Raw genomic sequence first — 15,745 nt, 5'->3', positions numbered from 1 at the left:
GTACACCCCTTGATGGTGTCTCGCTCCCCGCGCGAAGAGCGGGTTACCTGGATGACGTGGTGCTTTTCACCCGGTCACCACGACGGGATCTCGCACCTGGCCCTGCACTCGGCGACGACCCCGGCATCCGGGATCGCCCGCTCCGACACGCGAAGGAAGCTCATCCATGCGCGGCGCAGTCATACACGCCCCCGGCGACGTCCGCTTCGAGTCTCTGGACGACCCGAAGCTGCTTCACCCCACCGACGCGATCATCCGCACGGCCGTCACCTGCGTGTGCGGCTCCGACCTCTGGCCCTACCGCGGCGCCGAGCCGATCGGCGACCCGCACCCGATGGGCCACGAGTACGTCGGCTTCGTCGAGGAGGTCGGCTCCGAGGTCACCGCGGTGAAGCCGGGGCAGTTCATCGTCGGCTCGTTCGCCACGTCCGACAACACCTGTGCGAACTGCAAGAACGGTTTCCAGTCCAGCTGCTTGCACCGCGAGTTCATGTCGACCTGCCAGGCCGAGTACGTGCGCATCCCCAACGCCCAGGGCACCCTGGTGGCCACCGGCGAGGTGCCCGGCGAGGAGCTGTGGCCCGGTCTGCTGGCCGTCTCCGATGTGATGGGCACCGGCTGGTGGGCCGCGGACGCCGCCGAGGTGGGGCCCGGATCGACCGCCGTGGTCGTCGGTGACGGCGCGGTGGGCCTGTGCGGGGTGATTGCGGCGAAGGAGATGGGCGCGGAGCGGATCATCGCCATGTCGCGGCACGAGTCCCGGCAGAAGCTCGCCCGGGAGTTCGGCGCCACCGACATCGTCACCGAACGCGGCGACGAGGGCGTGGAGAAGATCAAGGAACTGACCGGCGGCATCGGCGCCGACAGCGTCCTGGAGTGCGTCGGCACGGCCCAGGCCATGAGCCAGGCCCTGCGCTCCGCCCGCCCCGGCGGCAACGTCGGCTTCGTCGGTGTCCCCCACGAGGTCGCCGTCGACGGGCAGGAGCTGTTCTTCTCCCACGTCGGCCTGCGCGGCGGCCCCGCCCCCGTACGTCGCTACCTGCCCGACCTCATCGACCGCGTCCTCACCCGCCGGATCGACCCGGGCAAGGTCTTCGACCTCACCCTGCCCCTGGAGCAGGTCGCCGAGGGCTACAGGACGATGGACGAGCGCCGCGCCATCAAGACCCTCCTCAAGCCCTGACCCTCCAGACCGCCCGAAGGAACAACCATGCAGATCACCCGCAGCTCGCTCGACACCGTCAAGGGCCCGGCCGACTGGTTCACCGGCGACGTCTACATCGATCCGATCGCCGCCGCCCCTGCCCCTTCCCGGGTCACCGCCTCCCTGGTGCACTTCATGCCCGGCGCCCGCACCCACTGGCACCGCCACCCGCTCGGGCAGACCGTCTTCGTCACCGAAGGCGTCGGCCTGTGCCAGCGCCGCGGCGGCCCGGTAGAGGTCATCCGGCCCGGCGACCGCGTCCTGTTCGAGGCCGACGAGGAGCACTGGCACGGCGCCGCCCCGAACAGGCTGATGGTCCACGTGGCCATCAACGAGGGCGACGACGACCACGCCGTCGTGCACTGGCTGAACCCGGTCACCGACGACGAGTACACCGCCGCCCCGGCCACCGACTGACACTGCGGTCCACCCGGCCCTGCTTCCGCACCGCCCCACCTGAAAGGCTCACCGTGACCACGTTCGCTCTCGTCGGCGCCGGCCCCGGACTGGGGCTGGCCGCCGCCCGCCGGTTCGGCGCCGCCGGCCACCACGTCGCCCTCCTGTCCCGCAACGCCGATCACCTCGACGCCCTCGCGGGCGAACTCGACGGTGAGGGCATCCGGGCGCGCGGCTTCACCGCCGACGTCCTCGACCCCGCCTCCCTGACCGCAGCCCTGGACACGGCGGCCAAGGAGCTGGGGCCGATCGAGGTCCTCCAGTTCAGCCCGGTGCCCCGCGGCGACTTCATGAAGCCGGTCCTGGAGACGACCGCCGCCGACCTGGAGGACCCGTTGGCCTTCTCCGTCAAGGGGCCGGTGACCTGTGTGCACGCCGTCCTTCCGGGGATGCGGGAGCTGGGCCGGGGCACGCTGCTGTTCGTCAACGGCGGCAGTGCCGTACACCCGAACCCCAAGGTGGCCGGCACCTCGGTCGCGTTCGCCGCCGAGAGCGCCTACGCGGCGATGCTCCACGACGCTCTCGCGCCCGAGATGATTCACGCTGCCCAGCTGATCGTCCCCGGCGCGATCCGCCCGGACGCCGAGCACTCCAGCCCCGACGCGCTCGCCGAGCTCCTGTACGCCATCCACACAGAGCGCGGCGCCTTCCGGCACTACGCCGAGCCCATGCCCGCGTGATCACTTTCAGGACACCGCTCGTGAACTCCGCAGTCCGCCGCGGACCGGGCTGTGCCGCTTCGGTGGCCGTCCTGCTGCTGACCGTGACCGCCTGTTCCAGCGGAACGCAGGAGGGCACCCCGGCCGCCACGCCCTCTGCCGCCGCCTCGGCGGGGCAACAGGGGCCGGTGGCCTCCCCCTCTTCGTCCGCCTCCGGGAGGAGTACGTCCATGAACATCCGGGTCACCCTCGACGGCCGCCCCGTCGACGCCGTCCTGAACGACAGCCCCGCCGCCCGCGGCTTCGCCGCGCTGCTGCCGCTCACCCTGGACCTGAAGGACTTCCACGGCACCGAGCGGGTCGCCGACCTGCCGCGCACACTCGACACCGCCGGCGCCTCCGAACCGGTCGCGGCCACGGTCGGCGACATCGCCTACTACGCCCCCTGGGGCAACCTGGCCCTCTTCTACCAGGACGGGCCCGATCCCTCCCCGGATCTCCTCGTCCTCGGCCACCCCGACGTCAGCGCCGACCAGCTCGGCCGGGCGACCAGCATCACCGTCGAAGCCGCCTCCTGACCCCCGACCGCCTCCTCGCCAACGCACCGGTGCCCCGCGGCACCGACCCGCCTCCGGGCCCTACGCCCGCGGCCCGCCTCCCGAAGGGAGAACACACGTGAGCGTCACCTACGACTTCCACGGCAAGACCGCCTTCATCACCGGCGCCGCCGGGGGCATCGGACGGGCCACCGCCCTCGCTTTCGCCCGCGCAGGCGCGCGGGTCGCCCTCGCCGACCTGTCCAGCGACGGGCTGCACGAAACCGCCCGCCTCATCGACGCCACCGAAGGCGAAGCACTCGCCCTCACCTGTGACGTCACCAGCGAGGACGACGTCCAGGCCGCGGTCGACCGGACTGTCGAGCGCTTCGGAAGCCTGGATGCCGCCTTCAACAACGCCGGCGTCGAGCAGCCCGTCCAGTCGGCCGCCGACACCGCCAAGAACGACTGGGACCGCATCCTCGGCGTCAGCCTCACCGGAGCGTTCCTGTGCGCCCGCGCCCAGATCCGGCAGATGCTGAAGCAGGACGGCGGCGGCGCGATCGTCAACGTCTCCTCCGGAGCCGGTCTCAAGGGCTTCAAGGGGCAGGCCGCCTACGCCGCCGCCAAGCACGGGATCATCGGCTTCACTCGTTCCGCCGCCCTCGACCACGCCGCACAGGGCATCCGTATCAACGCCGTCTGCCCCGGGATCATCGACACCGAGATGATCCGCCGCTTCGGCGACACCCGCCCCGGGGGCCGCGAAGGCCTCATCGCCGACGAGCCCGTCGGCCGCCTCGGCACGCCCGAGGAGATCGCCTCCGCCGTGCTCTGGCTGTGCTCCGCCGACGCCGCCTTCACCACCGGCACCGCCCTCGTCGTCGACGGCGGCCAGACCACCTGAACCCTCCGGAATCCCCGTCCGAAGCCCCCGTCGAAACCCTGTCCGAGGAGACATCTCCATGAACCCCACCTATGACTTCACCGGCCAGGTCGCCTTCGTCACCGGCGCCTCCTCCGGCATGGGCCTGGCCACCGCCCGCGCCTTCGTCGAAGCCGGCGCTGCCGTCGGCCTCGCCGACATCGACGAGACAGCCGTCAAGGCCGCCGTGAAGGAACTCACCGACGCCGGACACCGGGCCCTCGCCCTGGTCTGCGACGTCACCGACGAGGACCAGGTCGCCGCCGCCGTCGACCGCACCGTGGAGACCTTCGGCCGCCTCGACATGGCCTACAACAACGCCGGGATCATGCCCCCGCCCACCGACGCCGCCGATGAGAGCGCCGAGCAGTTCGACCGCGTCCAGAACATCAACCTGCGCGGCATCTGGGCGGCCATGAAGCACGAACTGCGCCACATGCGCGACCAGGGCAGCGGCGCCATCGTCAACTGCTCTTCCCTCGGCGGCCTCGTCGGCAACCCCGGCCGCGCCGCCTATCACGCCACCAAGCACGGCGTGATCGGCCTGACCAAGAGCGCCGCCCTCGAATACGGCTCCCGCGGCGTCCGCATCAACGCGGTGTGCCCCGGCACCATCGCCACTCCCATGGTCGACGCCATGGTCAAAGGCGGTGAACTCGACCGCACCCAGGCCGAAGCCGGCCAGGCCATCGACCGTCTCGGCACCGCCGACGAGATCGCCCAGGCCGTCCTGTGGCTCTCCAGCCCCGGCGCCGGCTACGTCACCGGCGTCGCCCTGCCCGTCGACGGCGGCTACACCGCCCAGTAACCCCCTGCGTTGCCATCAAGCCGAGAGGTCGTCCTCGTCGAACTCCGGCGTGTCCGGGTCGCGCAGCGGGCGCAGGGGGCCCGCGGCCGAGGTGAAAGCGGTGAAGCTGTACTGAAGTCGTAGCCGAGGATCTTGAACAGGTTCTCGGCCAGGGCCTTTGGTGCGGTCCGGCGGCTCCGGCCGCCGCTCCGGCGGGCCCGGCCGGTCGGTGCGAGCTCGCCGGCGAGCATCCACCCCCACGTCGTGAGCGAGATCCGGTAGATCCGTGCGGAGGACTTCGCGATACCCGCACCGGCGAGATACCGCTCCACCGCCGCGGTGTACATGGCCGGCGGGGCGGACAGGGGCACCACCCGGGCACGCGGCAACCGCAACGCGCCCCGCTCCCGAGCTCGGTCACCGGTTCGATCGCCACGCCCGCCCCGCCTCCCGGCGTCGCCGCGGTACATGCGTACACCTCACCCCGGCAGCCGGAATGGTCCGCCGCAGGTCGCGGTGAGCACGGTAGAGGCTCCGCCGCAGTGAATCCGGTACCTACTGCGGATGACCCAGCACACTGTCCGCCCGTGATCCCGTGACCGGCACCGGCACCGGCACCGGCACCAGAGGGACGCTGTCGACACTGATGAACCACAACCGCCGAGACAGGGCGGTCTGCGCGATTCCCGTCTGGGCCCGTACAGATCCGCCGTAGGCTGGCGGCCTCGCGACGAGGGGAGAGAAGCGGTGAGCGAGCACGACCGGCCGGCGGCCGCGGACGGCATCGACGGGGGCGACGAGGCCGGCTGGAGGGCGCCCGACGGCGTGGCCCCCGCCCCGCGCAAGGACGGCAACTACATCTCGGGCGGCCATTTTGGCAACGTCGTCATGGCGGACACGGTGCATGGCGGCGTGACCTTCAACCACGGTGGCGGCGACACTCCGAGTGACTTGGAGGATCCGGTCATCGCCTCCGTGCAGCTGAGGCCGGGCGGGACCCTCGCTGATCTGGTCGTGGACGCAGATCCGCCACGCGTGATGGTGCCCAGCGGCACGGTTCACGTCATCACTCTGGAAGCCAGGACGAACCGGGCCGTGGTCCTCGACGCCGCGCGCCCTGTCGTTCTGGCTCGCAGGCCACCGCGCCCCGCCTGTCTGCTGATCCGCATCGGGGCGAAGATTGAACCCCGCCGCTTCATAACGGACTTCGACGTCCGGGTGCCGCAGATGCAGGCCCAGGGCGCGGACTTCCCGTTCTCCATCAGCGCCGCCGACGTGGAGCAGTTCTGGTTCGAGCCCATCGCCCGCACACACGAGATCTCATGGCAGCTGGAGCTCGACTGGACCTGCGCGGGCCGTCGAGGCACCACCGTCATCAACAACAACGGGGAACCGTTCGAGGTGTATCCCGTGGCCGCGTTGTACGACGGCCGGGAGCCCTCGGTTCTGAGTTCCGGCTGCAGCCTCCACCATGCACGGGGGTGCCCGTCCCTTCTTCTCGAAGAATCAGGGGCTCCCACATCTTTGTGGACGTCGGCTACGTCGTCCTCGCTCCCGTCCTACCCTGCGGTGGGCGGACCGCGAGCCGCCGACGCTGCAACCGCGCCGCCGAACCGCTCCGAGGACGACACCCCGGAGGATCTCCAACGTCGCATCCTGGCTCTGCACGCCGGTCTTGCCGTCAGCGACCCAGAGCTTCCTGCTTCCTGGCCCGAGTACCGCAAGCTCGCCTCACTCGTACGGATCCTGTGCAACCGCCCGGACTTTCGCAGCCACGAACCACAGGAGTTTCGGGCCCTGCTTGTGCAGGTGCTGCGCTACCTGTACGTGTCCGGCCAGCACGAACCCGGCGTGGCCCTCGGCCGCATAGCCAGAGCAGCCTGGAGCGAGACGCTCGGGGAGGACCATCCGGACACATTGGCGGCGGCCAACAGGCTCGCTGGGTGCCTGGTCGGCCTCAGGAAATACGCTGAGGCAAGGGATCTGTTCGCGGACCTTCTCCCGCGCTGCGAGCGGGCGCTGGGCTGGGAGGATCCCCTCACCCTGACCGTCGCCAGCAACCTTTGCGGGTGCCTGTCCGCGCTCGGTGCTCACGAAGAGGCCCGGCGACAGTGCGAGGACGTTGTGCGGCGGAGCCGTCTCGCGCTCGGCCCCGACGATCCCCGCACACTGCGCGCGGCATCCAATCTCGCGATCTTCCTGCGGCGCCTCGATGATCATCAGGCTGCCCTTGCCGTCTTGGAGGACACCCTGCTGCGGTACCGGCGGGTGCTGGGTGAGGACCATCCCGACACCCTGCACGCCAAGAGGGATCTCATCGCTCTTCTTCGCGCGATGGGGGAGGACGACCGCGCCCAGGCCGTGGCGGGGGATCTACCGGCCGGCCCCTGAGCGGATTTCGGACACGGGCAGCCGAGAACCCGCCCTGTCAGGCGTGCCCCGCATCCTCACTGGGAATGCGGGGCACGATCTCCGTCGCCGTCCGGTGGTGAGCTCCTGCCGGAGGCGGGCGTCGTGAACGTGAGTCCTCCGGAGATGTTCTCGGCCAGCACCGCGGGCCCATGGAACGTGCCGCCGCTGATGTGGTTGGTCGTCTTGCCCTCGCCGACGCGCAACGTCATGGCCAGCTCGTGCCACTGGCTCAGGTCTGAGCGGAAGCCGCTGTCGGCTGTCGCTCGTGCGGCCAGAGCCTCGCTCAGGGCCTGGGCACGCGGCTGATCAGCGGGGGCCTCCTCCAACCGGCTCATCTCTCCTTCACCGGACGTTGCCGGCGAGCTTTCCGAAGTCTCTCCGGCGCCGCGGAAGGGGCGCCGTACCAGGGTGCTCAGCCCTGCCCATGCCTGTCGCCCGGCCTCGCCTCCGGCGCCACCCGCCAACGCCATCAGCAACCCCACCGATACAGGATCCACCACGTGCTCCCTGCGTCCACATACTCACCTTCTGGCAGGAGCCAGGCTACGTGAAACGGCGGCTCCCCAAAGGCCGACCAGGAGCTTCAATCGCCCGACTCTTTGCCGCACCGGGCCGACCCCGGACACCCTCGCGGCAGCGGCCTGAAGATTCCCCTCGCCGTTCGGCTGGCCCAGCATCTAGGTGTATTGATCACGAGCGTTGTCAACGCTGGTGGGGCTTGATCATGGCGAAGACCTCCGGTGTGGTGGAGCTGTCTAGGACTGCACCGCACGGAGGTCTTCGTGTCCCACCGTAATGCCCGGCTGACCGTTCACGGCAGGCGGCTGCTCATTGAGCGTGTGCGCACCGGCCGCCCGGTCGCGCACGTCGCAGCCGAGATGGGCATCTCCCGCGTCACGGCCCACAAACGGGTCCGCCGCTGGCGGGCCGAAGGCGAGCAAGGACTGCACGACCGCTCCAGCCGGCCCCGCAGCACACCGCACCGCGCCCCGGCGACGACCGAGGCCCAGGTGTGCCGCCTGCGCCAGGACCGCAAGCTCGGCCCCGCCCGCCTCGGTCCGATCCTGGGCCTGCCCGCGTCGACCACCCACCGGATCCTGGTCCGCCACGGCCTGAACCGTCTGGCCTTCCTGGACCGGCCCACCGGAGAGGTCATCCGCCGCTACGAACGCGACCGGCCCGGCGAACTCGTCCACGTCGACGTCAAGTAACTCGGCCGGATCCCCGACGGCGGCGGCCACAAGGTCCTGGGCCGCCAGGCCGGCCGGGCCACCCGCAACAATATGGGTTTCGACTACATCCACTCCGCTGTCGACGACCACACCCGCCTCGCCTACAGCGAGATCCACAGCGACGAGAAGGCCGCCACCTGCGCCGCCTTCCTCCGCCGGGCCGCCGCCTTCTTCACCGCACACGGCATCGACCGCATCGAACGGGTCCTGACCGACAACGGCCTCGAGGAACATCGGTACAGCGGTTATCGGTGAGAACGATCATGATCAGGGTGTGAGTGCGCTGACCCGGTTCTCGTACTCGCGGCGGGCCTTGCGCTGGGCCGGGACTGCGGGGAGGCCCTGGGCGCCGTCGAGCGGCTGGCAGCGGGCGAGGAGCCCTCGGTGCACGGCGGGGACGGTGGTGACGCGCAGGGTGTAGCCCTGGCCGCGCCATACGGTCGTCCCCTGGTCGAGTGCGGCGCGCTCGGCGGGCTCCAGCTCGGTGGTGCGGAGGTAGTCGGCGACCTTGCCCGGCATGTCGAGGGTGACCGGCAGCTCCGGGGCGGGCGCGTCCTCCTCGATGGCGGTGTGGTCGGGCAGGAGGTCGGCGACGGCCGTGCGGATGGCGCCGCGGCTCACGCCGTGGTCGCGGGCGAGGGCGGCGATGGAGCGGCCTTCGAGGTACGCGGTGCGTACGTCGGCGGTCTTCGTGGCCGCGACGGCGGGGCGGCGGCCGCCCTTGTTGCCCTTGGCCTCGGCGGCGCGCAGTCCGTCGTAGGTCAGCTCGCGCTGGAGGTCGCGTTGGAGTTCGCCGGCGGCGGCGAGGGTCTGCACCATGAACTTCACGGTGGACAGCAGCTCGCCGGTGCGCGGGTGGCGGGCGGTGAGGTCCATCGCGGAGAACGCGCCGTCGTGGATGCGCAGGGCGAGGCGGTCGCGCTGGAGGACGTCGAGCACGTCGAGGATGTGCCCGGTGCCCCGGACGAGGCGGAACATCTCGGAGATGTGCACAGTGTCGCCTGGCCGCGCGTACGTCAGCAGCTCGCCGAACTTCGGGCGCTGGAGCGGGTGGAGGCGGCTGGAGGTACCCGGGTCCTCCTCGAAGACGACCGGGTCCTCGATCCCGGCCTCGTCCAGGACGAGGTTCTGCCGGGCGGTGGACTGCTGGTCGGTCGAGACCCGCTTGTAGACCAGGTTTGCCACCTTGGGGCCCCTTCCGTACGGAGGATCGGACCCTATCTGTCGTCAAACCCTGTCAGCAATCACCATCGGATTTGATTGGATTCCGGCCGCCGTGAACCCCCGGATTGCACGGGTTCATTGGACGCACCGCTCGCCTGTCGTCAAACGATTGTTTGCCGACAGGCGGGAACCGTTCGGGTGTCAGCCCGCATCCGGTTCTCCCGTGTGGTCTGCGTAGAGGGCACTGTCGGTGCCCGTTGCGATGCTCTGCGCCGAGACGATGCTCACCCTCGCGGCCGTCACGCTGGTGACCCGTTGCCTCACCCGGTAATTCGTCCACCCCGCCCGCATCGGCATCTCGGCCGGTGGCGGCCGTTCGAGCCGTATGACCTGCGGGGATCACTCCGGCGACCGAAGTTCAGGTGCAGGCAGGATCAGCTCTGCCGGTGCAGGGCTTGGAGGTAGGCGTTGAGCGCTGGTGAGGTTTGGGACTGTTGGCGGGTCACGGCGTAGAGCCGTCGGGTCAGGCTGGTACCGGCGATGTCGCGAATGGCCAGAGACGGGTCGGCGGCTGGCAGGGTCAGGTCGGGCAGCAGGGTCACTGCGCCTGCGCGGCGGACGAGTTCGAGCTGGACGTCGGCATCGTTGGATCGGTGTCGGAGGTCGGGGTCGAATCCTCCGTGTGCCCGGCAGGTCCCGATGATCATTGCGTGGTGTCCGGTACCGCTGCTTGAGGAAGCCCATACCTCGTGGCGCAGCGAGGAGAGAGCAACGGGCCCGGGGCGGGCGGCGAGTGGATGTCCTGCCGGCAGAACCAGGCGTGTCCCTTCGTGAAGGAGCAGGTGATGGTCCACGCCGTCGGGGCGCGGGCGGGGATGGCCTTCGTACTCGTCGCTGATGACAAGGTCGACGGTTCCCAGACGCAGCTCGGGCAGGGCCACTTCGAGTTCGAGTTCGGTGACCTCGACCTCGACGAGTGGGTGCGAACGTGCCACTTCCACCAGCGCGGGGATGAGCAGACGGCGGGCTGCCGATTGCAGGCCCACGGCTCGGATCCTGCCGCGGACTTCCTGGGTCAGGTTCGCCAGTTCGGTTTCGGCGGTTTCGGCGACGTTCAGCAGGACGGCGGCGTGACGGGCGAGCACCTTTCCGGCGTCTGTGAGCCGGACTCCCCGTCCGGCCGGCTCGACCAGGCGGGCACCGGCTTCCCGCTCCAGTACTGCCAGCTGCTGGGAGACCGCCGAAGGGCTGTAGTCGATCGCGGCGGCCACGGCGGCGAGGGTCCCCCGCTCGGCGAGTTCGCGAAGCATCCTCAGGCGGCGGAGATCAGACAAGACCATCCACAAATCCTAATGAATCAGCTCCATCATTCATCGCTGGTCCTTACCGGCGAGGTGGGGGACGCTGGAGGTCGCCGCTGGTCGGCCCCAGGCATCTCGCACTCCCGCCTCCCGGAAAGTCCCTACGCTCACATGAACGCGCGCACCTCCTCCGTCCCTGCGTCCGGAATTTTGTCCTCGGTCGGAGCGTCGGTCATCTTCGGGATCATTTTCATGATCCCCCCGCACCTTCTGCCGCTGGATCCCGAGCAGATCCTGGGATACCGCATCATCGCGATGGTCGCCTTCCTGGCTGCCTTCTTCTGTGCGGCGCGGATGTGGGACCAGGCCGCGGCGCTGGTCGGCCGTCTGCGCGCAACACCGCATCTGGCCGGCGTCCTGGTCGTGGACGCCGCTCTCCTGGGGCTGCAACTGTGGCTTTTCGGGTGGGCGCCCCAGAGCGGGCACGGCCTCGATCTGTCTCTGGGCTATCTCATCCTGCCGCTGGTCATGGTGGTGGTCAGCGTCGTGGTCTACCGCGAGAAGCTCTCCCGCTGGCGGATCGCGGCTGTGCTCTGCGCCGCGGCGGGAGTCACGGCGGCCGTAGTCGTCGCCGGCGGGCTGCGCTGGCCCACCCTGCTCGTTGCGCTGGGGCTTCCGCTCTACTTCATCAGCCGACGCGCCTTCGCCCTGGACTCAGCCGCGGCCCAGCTCTTCGAACTCGGCGCGATGCTCCCCTTCTCGGTCTTCGTCCTGGCGGCCAAGCCGTCGCTCGGCACGGTCATCCACCACCCACAGCTGATCGCCGGACTTGTCCTGCTCGGGCTTCTCAGTGCCGCCGGGTTCGCGCTGTACCTGACCGCCAGCCGTGTCCTGCCGTTCTCCCTGTTCGGGGTGCTCAGCTACGTCGAGCCGGTGCTGCTCGTGCTGGTTTCCCTGACGTTCCTGGGCGAGCCGTGGCAGTCGGCTGACACCTTCGTCTACATCCCGATCTGCGCCGGGCTTGTTTTTCTCGCGCTCGAATCGGCAGCAAAAGAACCCGCCGCGCCGAAGCAGCCCGCCCCTAAGGTCGACAGCGCACGCCCGTGACCCAGCGGCCGGGTCCGCGCGGCGGGCGGCGCCCGCGACCGTGGCGTGCAGCCGCTTCTCCGCGACCTTCCGCGCCTTCGACACCTGACGGGCCAGCACCGACACCCCCGGCAGCAGCACCCGGTGACGGCGCAGCCAGCCCACCGCGTGGTCGAACAACGCCTTCGGACCCTCGGAGTGCGTCCACGCCCGCCCATGCAGGAACGTACGGAACCGCCGACCCCACTCAGCGTCCTCGTAGGGGCGGTAGCCGTAGGCGTCCCGGATCTCCCACCCGTGGTCGTACAGCGTCTGACGCCGCTCGGTGTACCGCTTGACCACCGACGAGTCCTCGATGCCGAGCTGCCCGGCCAGGTGCTCGACCACCGGCCACGGCACCGCAAGCGGGTCCTCCAGGAACAGACCGACGTACCGCACCGTGCACATCTGGAGCGCGAACCCAAGCTGGTGGTGCTTCGTACGCCGCAGGGCGATCAGGTCCCGGTCCACGTCGTCCAGGAAGAAGAACCGCCAGCTCGGGGCGGGTCGGCTCCTCGGCGAACGTCCCGTACGCCTCCGCCTGCTCATCACTCAGAAATTCCACCGGCACGAGCCGGACCGTAGCCAGCCCCGGAGCAGGCCCGGAGACGTTTCACCGAGCCCCAGCAGCGAAGTGGATCACTGTGCTAGACGGCCATGATCGTTCTCACCGATAACCGCTGTACCGATGTTCCAAGCGCCGCCAATTGCATCGGATGCGAACTCGCGACAGGTGGAGAATCTTCCCGGAGAGTGGAGCAATCACACTGTGGACCTGCGTACTCGAGCAGGATTCTGGCCGCGACGATACCGGTCACGAGGGCCTAGCTGCGACCCGTGCAGGGGGCTGGCCTGGGACTCCGCCGACGACTCGCATAGGATGCGGTTTTCTCGCATCTGATGCGAGTCGCGGAGGGTGGTGAACCGGTGGGGTTCAACGGGTCGATACCGGGGGCGGCAGGGCTGCACCTGGTCGACGGGGTCGCGTTGCTGCGGCCGGAAGAACAGGTCTTCGCGGCGATGCTGACGGGGTTCGCCAACCAGCAGCTCGCGCGGAATCTGGCCCGGACGACCGTGGAGGGCCGGGAGAACACGGTCAAGGCGTTCGCGGCCTACGTGAACACCTACCCCTGGCGCTGGACACCGGCGATGGTCGACGAGTGGCTCGGTGACCTGCGCTCGCTGCGGGACCTGAAGCGCTCCACGATCCGCTCGTACTCCGAGGCCGTGCGGGCGTTCTGCCACTTCACCACCGATCCGCTCTACGAGTGGACAGCGACCTGCGAAGAGCGGTTCGGCACCCACCCGGTGCAGGTCGTGCACGAGTGGAACACCGCGGTGCACGTCCAGGACAACGAGGCGGACGCGAAGAAGCGCGCGTTCACCAAGGCCGAGCTGCACGCCTTCTTCGCGCACTGCGACGACGAGGTCGCCCGCATCCGGGCCTTCGGCCGCAAGGGCTGGCTGCCCGCCTTTCGCGACGCGACCCTGTTCAAGACCGCCTACGCCTTCGGACTGCGGCGCAACGAGACGCGGATGCTGGACGCCGCCGACTTCGGCCGCAACCCGCACGGCGGCGAGTTCGGTGAGTACGGCCGGTGCCAGGTGCGGTTCGGCAAGGCCAAGAAGGGCTCGCCGCCCAAGCGCCGCGGGGTGCTGACCGTGTTCGACTGGACTCCGGACGTCCTGGACGAGTGGTTCACCGAGGTCCGCCCGCTGTTCGGCACCAACGACAACCCGGCGGCCTGGCCTTCCGAACGGGGCCTGCGGATCGGCTGCCAGCGGCTCAACTCCCGCTTCATCGCCTACCGCAAGGCCCTGGGCCTCGACGAGGGGCTGGACTTCCACTCCTTCCGCAGGTCCTACGTCACCCACCTCATCGAGGACGGCTGGGACCCGCGCTTCGTCCAGGAGCAAGTCGGCCACGAGCACGCCAGCACCACCTCGCTCTACACCTGCGTCTCCTCGGACTTCCGCACCCGCACCCTGCGGCGGCACCTGGACGCCACCATCGCCGCGGCCCTTGAGACCCAGACCGGGAGGCAGGCATGAAACGCAAGGTCGGATACACGTGGCGGCTGCGTGAGGTCATGGCCCAGCACCAGATTTTCACGGCCACCGAACTGGTGCCGCTGCTGCGCGAACGGGGCATCGACCTGTCCGCCTCCCAGGTCCACCGCCTGGTCTCCGGCACCCCGGAACGCCTGTCGTTGCAGGTCATGGCCGCGCTCTGCGACATCCTGTCCTGCACTCCGGCCGACCTGGTGGCCACCACCGCCGAGAACGCCGGAGTCCGCAAGACCGCCACCGGAGACCTTCCCGCCCCGCCCGCGAACGTCACGAAGCTGCGGCCCCGCGCCGCCCGCATCCTGCCCGACGCATGACCCGCACCTACGCCACCGACGAGCAGTAAGAACGCTGGTACATGGCCGAGTGCTGCCGCTGTGGCCGCCGCAGGCACAAGGCCGGCACCTGGCCGGACGGATACGTCTGCCGGACCTGTTCGGACCGCGCCGTCCGTACGCGGGGCACCTGTCCGGGATGCGGCCAGGGCCGGGCCCTGCCTGGGCTCCGTCCCGGTGACGGAGTCCCGATCTGCACCACCTGCGCCGGCTTCTCCCGAACCTTCGACTGCTCACGCTGCGGCTTCGAGGGCAAGCTCCTGGGCGGGCGGCTGTGTGAGCGCTGCACGCTCAGCGACCGCCTCACCGCGCTCCTGGACGACGGCACCGGTCGCATCCGTTCCGCGCTGGTCCCGCTGTTCAACCTGCTGGTGGCGATGGACAAGCCCGGCAGCGGACTGGCCTGGCTGGCCATGCGCCGCAGCCAGCCGACGAACGCCTCCCGATTGCTGCAACAGCTCGGCCTCGGCCAGATCTCGCTGACCCACGACGCCTTCCACGAGCTCCAGCCCTGGCGGACCGCCGCTCACCTGGAAGAACTCCTGATGACCAGCGGAGTCCTGCCTACGGTCGACAAGTACCTCTGCTCCTTCCAACGCTGGCTTCCCGGGCATCTGGCCGGCATCACCGACCCCGAGCACGTCAAAACGATCAGGCTCTTCGCGACCTGGCGCGTCCTCCCGCGGCTGCGGGCCCGCGCCGAACGAAGCCACATCACACCCAGCGTCCGGAGTTTCGCCGCCGAACAGATCAAGTACGCGACCGCCTTCCTGCAATGGCTCGGCCAACGCAACAACAGCCTCGCGTCCTGCGGGCAGATCGACATCGACGCCTGGTGGGCCGAGAGCAGCGAACACGGCCGCACCTGCCTGAGGGCTTTTCTCAGCTGGGCCATGCAGACCCGTAACTGCCCACGCTCCCTGTCCATCCCCGCGATGAAGGTCTCCCGGCGGGCCGCACTGAGCGAAGACGAACGCCTCGACGCCCTCGGCCGACTGCTGACCGACACGGAGATTCCGATACGTCTGCGTGTCGCGGGGGTCATCGTGCCCCTCTATGCGCAGCCCGTGAGCCGCATCGTCCGGCTCAGCGTCGAAGACGTGATCCACGACGGCGACACCGTGCTGCTACGGCTCGGCGAACCCGCCTCACCCGTTCCCGCACCGGTCGCCACTCTGCTGCTGGAGCACATAGCGAACCGCGACAACATGAACACCGCCACCAACCCCGCCTCCCGATGGCTCTTCCCGGGCCGCCGGGCAGGACAGCCAGCCCGCCCCGACCACCTGTCCGCGCTCCTGAACGAGGCCGGGATCCCGGCCGCCGCAGCACGTGGCGCCGCCATCCGCCAGCAGCTCCTCGAACTGCCCGCTCCCGTCGTTGCCGACGCTCTCGGCTACCACAACAAGACCACCAGCCGCCTCATCAGAGAGACCGGCGGGACATGGAGCCGATACGCCGCTGGCGATCACACAAGGTCACCGACAAGCCGGCCTCCTCGGGAAGCCGGCGACAGTTGACTACGAGAGCCCACAGCAGAAG

General features: G+C 69.8%; 14 protein-coding genes and 2 pseudogenes. 12 read left to right on the top strand and 4 right to left on the bottom strand.

Going from position 1 to position 15,745, the window contains the following annotated elements:
• Positions 1–166 precede the first annotated feature (166 nt).
• The 7 genes from ACH4F2_RS29105 (at position 167) to ACH4F2_RS29075 (ending at position 6,958) form a co-directional block, all read left to right on the top strand.
• Positions 167–1,183, top strand: a complete 1,017-nt coding sequence (locus tag ACH4F2_RS29105) for a zinc-dependent alcohol dehydrogenase family protein (protein WP_398135722.1) — start codon at positions 167–169, stop codon at positions 1,181–1,183.
• 27 nt (positions 1,184–1,210) lie between these two features.
• The gene (locus ACH4F2_RS29100; protein ID WP_359741370.1) at positions 1,211–1,621 is read left to right on the top strand and encodes a cupin domain-containing protein; all 411 of its coding nucleotides are present in this window, start codon (positions 1,211–1,213) and stop codon (positions 1,619–1,621) included.
• A gap of 53 nt (positions 1,622–1,674) precedes the next feature.
• Entirely contained in the window at positions 1,675–2,340 is a 666-nt protein-coding gene (locus ACH4F2_RS29095) for an SDR family NAD(P)-dependent oxidoreductase (RefSeq protein ID WP_398135721.1), read from the top strand.
• A 20-nt stretch (positions 2,341–2,360) separates the two neighbouring features.
• The gene (locus ACH4F2_RS29090) at positions 2,361–2,897 is read left to right on the top strand and encodes a cyclophilin-like fold protein (protein ID WP_398135720.1); all 537 of its coding nucleotides are present in this window, start codon (positions 2,361–2,363) and stop codon (positions 2,895–2,897) included.
• Positions 2,898–2,994: 97 nt separating this feature from the next.
• Entirely contained in the window at positions 2,995–3,762 is a 768-nt protein-coding gene (locus ACH4F2_RS29085; protein WP_398135719.1) for a glucose 1-dehydrogenase, read from the top strand.
• Between the two features lie 58 nt (positions 3,763–3,820).
• On the top strand, positions 3,821–4,588 hold the full coding sequence (locus ACH4F2_RS29080) for an SDR family NAD(P)-dependent oxidoreductase (RefSeq protein ID WP_398135718.1): 768 nt from the start codon (positions 3,821–3,823) through the stop codon (positions 4,586–4,588).
• A 726-nt stretch (positions 4,589–5,314) separates the two neighbouring features.
• Positions 5,315–6,958, top strand: a complete 1,644-nt coding sequence (locus tag ACH4F2_RS29075) for a tetratricopeptide repeat protein (protein WP_398135717.1) — start codon at positions 5,315–5,317, stop codon at positions 6,956–6,958.
• Positions 6,959–7,014: 56 nt separating this feature from the next.
• Here ACH4F2_RS29075 and ACH4F2_RS29070 read toward each other — a convergent pair whose 3' ends face one another.
• A complete protein-coding gene (locus ACH4F2_RS29070; protein WP_398135716.1) occupies positions 7,015–7,314 on the bottom strand; it encodes a hypothetical protein in 300 nt (99 codons plus the stop codon).
• 447 nt (positions 7,315–7,761) lie between these two features.
• On the opposite strand from ACH4F2_RS29070, the pseudogene ACH4F2_RS29065 reads away from it, so the two are divergent.
• Positions 7,762–8,433: pseudogene (locus ACH4F2_RS29065) on the top strand (leucine zipper domain-containing protein); the annotation flags it as partial.
• A 45-nt stretch (positions 8,434–8,478) separates the two neighbouring features.
• On the opposite strand, the gene ACH4F2_RS29060 reads toward ACH4F2_RS29065, so the two are convergent.
• Together ACH4F2_RS29060 and ACH4F2_RS29055 are read right to left on the bottom strand one after the other, a co-directional pair.
• A complete protein-coding gene (locus ACH4F2_RS29060) occupies positions 8,479–9,396 on the bottom strand; it encodes a recombinase family protein (RefSeq protein ID WP_398135715.1) in 918 nt (305 codons plus the stop codon).
• A 413-nt stretch (positions 9,397–9,809) separates the two neighbouring features.
• Complete coding sequence (locus tag ACH4F2_RS29055; RefSeq protein WP_398135744.1) at positions 9,810–10,715, bottom strand: LysR family transcriptional regulator; 906 nt, start codon at positions 10,713–10,715, stop codon at positions 9,810–9,812.
• Positions 10,716–10,847: 132 nt separating this feature from the next.
• Here ACH4F2_RS29055 and rarD point away from each other — a divergent pair, with 132 nt between their 5' ends.
• Positions 10,848–11,783 carry an EamA family transporter RarD gene (rarD, locus tag ACH4F2_RS29050; RefSeq protein WP_398135714.1) on the top strand — a complete coding sequence of 312 codons (936 nt, stop codon included), beginning with the start codon at positions 10,848–10,850 and terminating at the stop codon, positions 11,781–11,783.
• Positions 11,784–11,789: 6 nt separating this feature from the next.
• Here rarD and ACH4F2_RS29045 read toward each other — a convergent pair.
• A pseudogene (locus tag ACH4F2_RS29045) lies at positions 11,790–12,372 on the bottom strand (DUF4158 domain-containing protein); the annotation flags it as partial.
• A gap of 356 nt (positions 12,373–12,728) precedes the next feature.
• Between ACH4F2_RS29045 and ACH4F2_RS29040 the strand changes: the two are divergent.
• From ACH4F2_RS29040 to ACH4F2_RS29030, 3 genes are read left to right on the top strand one after another with little or no spacing between them, the layout of a single operon-like run.
• A complete protein-coding gene (locus tag ACH4F2_RS29040) occupies positions 12,729–13,853 on the top strand; it encodes a tyrosine-type recombinase/integrase (protein WP_398135713.1) in 1,125 nt (374 codons plus the stop codon).
• Positions 13,850–14,185 (top strand): helix-turn-helix domain-containing protein, encoded by a 336-nt coding sequence (locus ACH4F2_RS29035; RefSeq protein WP_398135712.1) that lies wholly within the window; start codon positions 13,850–13,852, stop codon positions 14,183–14,185. Before ACH4F2_RS29040 ends, ACH4F2_RS29035 begins: the two co-directional genes overlap by 4 nt.
• A gap of 41 nt (positions 14,186–14,226) precedes the next feature.
• A complete protein-coding gene (locus tag ACH4F2_RS29030) occupies positions 14,227–15,723 on the top strand; it encodes a hypothetical protein (protein ID WP_398135711.1) in 1,497 nt (498 codons plus the stop codon).
• The last annotated feature ends 22 nt before the right edge of the window (positions 15,724–15,745 follow it).

This window comes from Streptomyces sp. NPDC017890 (assembly GCF_044328675.1).
Lineage (GTDB): Bacteria > Actinomycetota > Actinomycetes > Streptomycetales > Streptomycetaceae > Streptomyces.
Note: the sequence above shows the minus strand (reverse complement) of the source record. Positions and strands in the feature narration are given on the sequence as shown.

Bases quoted from the DNA above. Each gene is read 5' to 3' on its own strand.
- ACH4F2_RS29105 (WP_398135722.1), top strand. From the start codon at position 167: ATGCGCGGCGCAGTCATACACGCCCCCGGCGACGTCCGCTTCGAGTCT.
- ACH4F2_RS29100 (WP_359741370.1), top strand. From the start codon at position 1,211: ATGCAGATCACCCGCAGCTCGCTCGACACCGTCAAGGGCCCGGCCGAC.
- ACH4F2_RS29080 (WP_398135718.1), top strand. From the start codon at position 3,821: ATGAACCCCACCTATGACTTCACCGGCCAGGTCGCCTTCGTCACCGGC.
- ACH4F2_RS29070 (WP_398135716.1), bottom strand. From the start codon at position 7,314: ATGAGCCGGTTGGAGGAGGCCCCCGCTGATCAGCCGCGTGCCCAGGCC.
- ACH4F2_RS29055 (WP_398135744.1), bottom strand. From the start codon at position 10,715: ATGGTCTTGTCTGATCTCCGCCGCCTGAGGATGCTTCGCGAACTCGCC.
- rarD (WP_398135714.1), top strand. From the start codon at position 10,848: ATGAACGCGCGCACCTCCTCCGTCCCTGCGTCCGGAATTTTGTCCTCG.
- ACH4F2_RS29035 (WP_398135712.1), top strand. From the start codon at position 13,850: ATGAAACGCAAGGTCGGATACACGTGGCGGCTGCGTGAGGTCATGGCC.
- ACH4F2_RS29030 (WP_398135711.1), top strand. From the start codon at position 14,227: ATGGCCGAGTGCTGCCGCTGTGGCCGCCGCAGGCACAAGGCCGGCACC.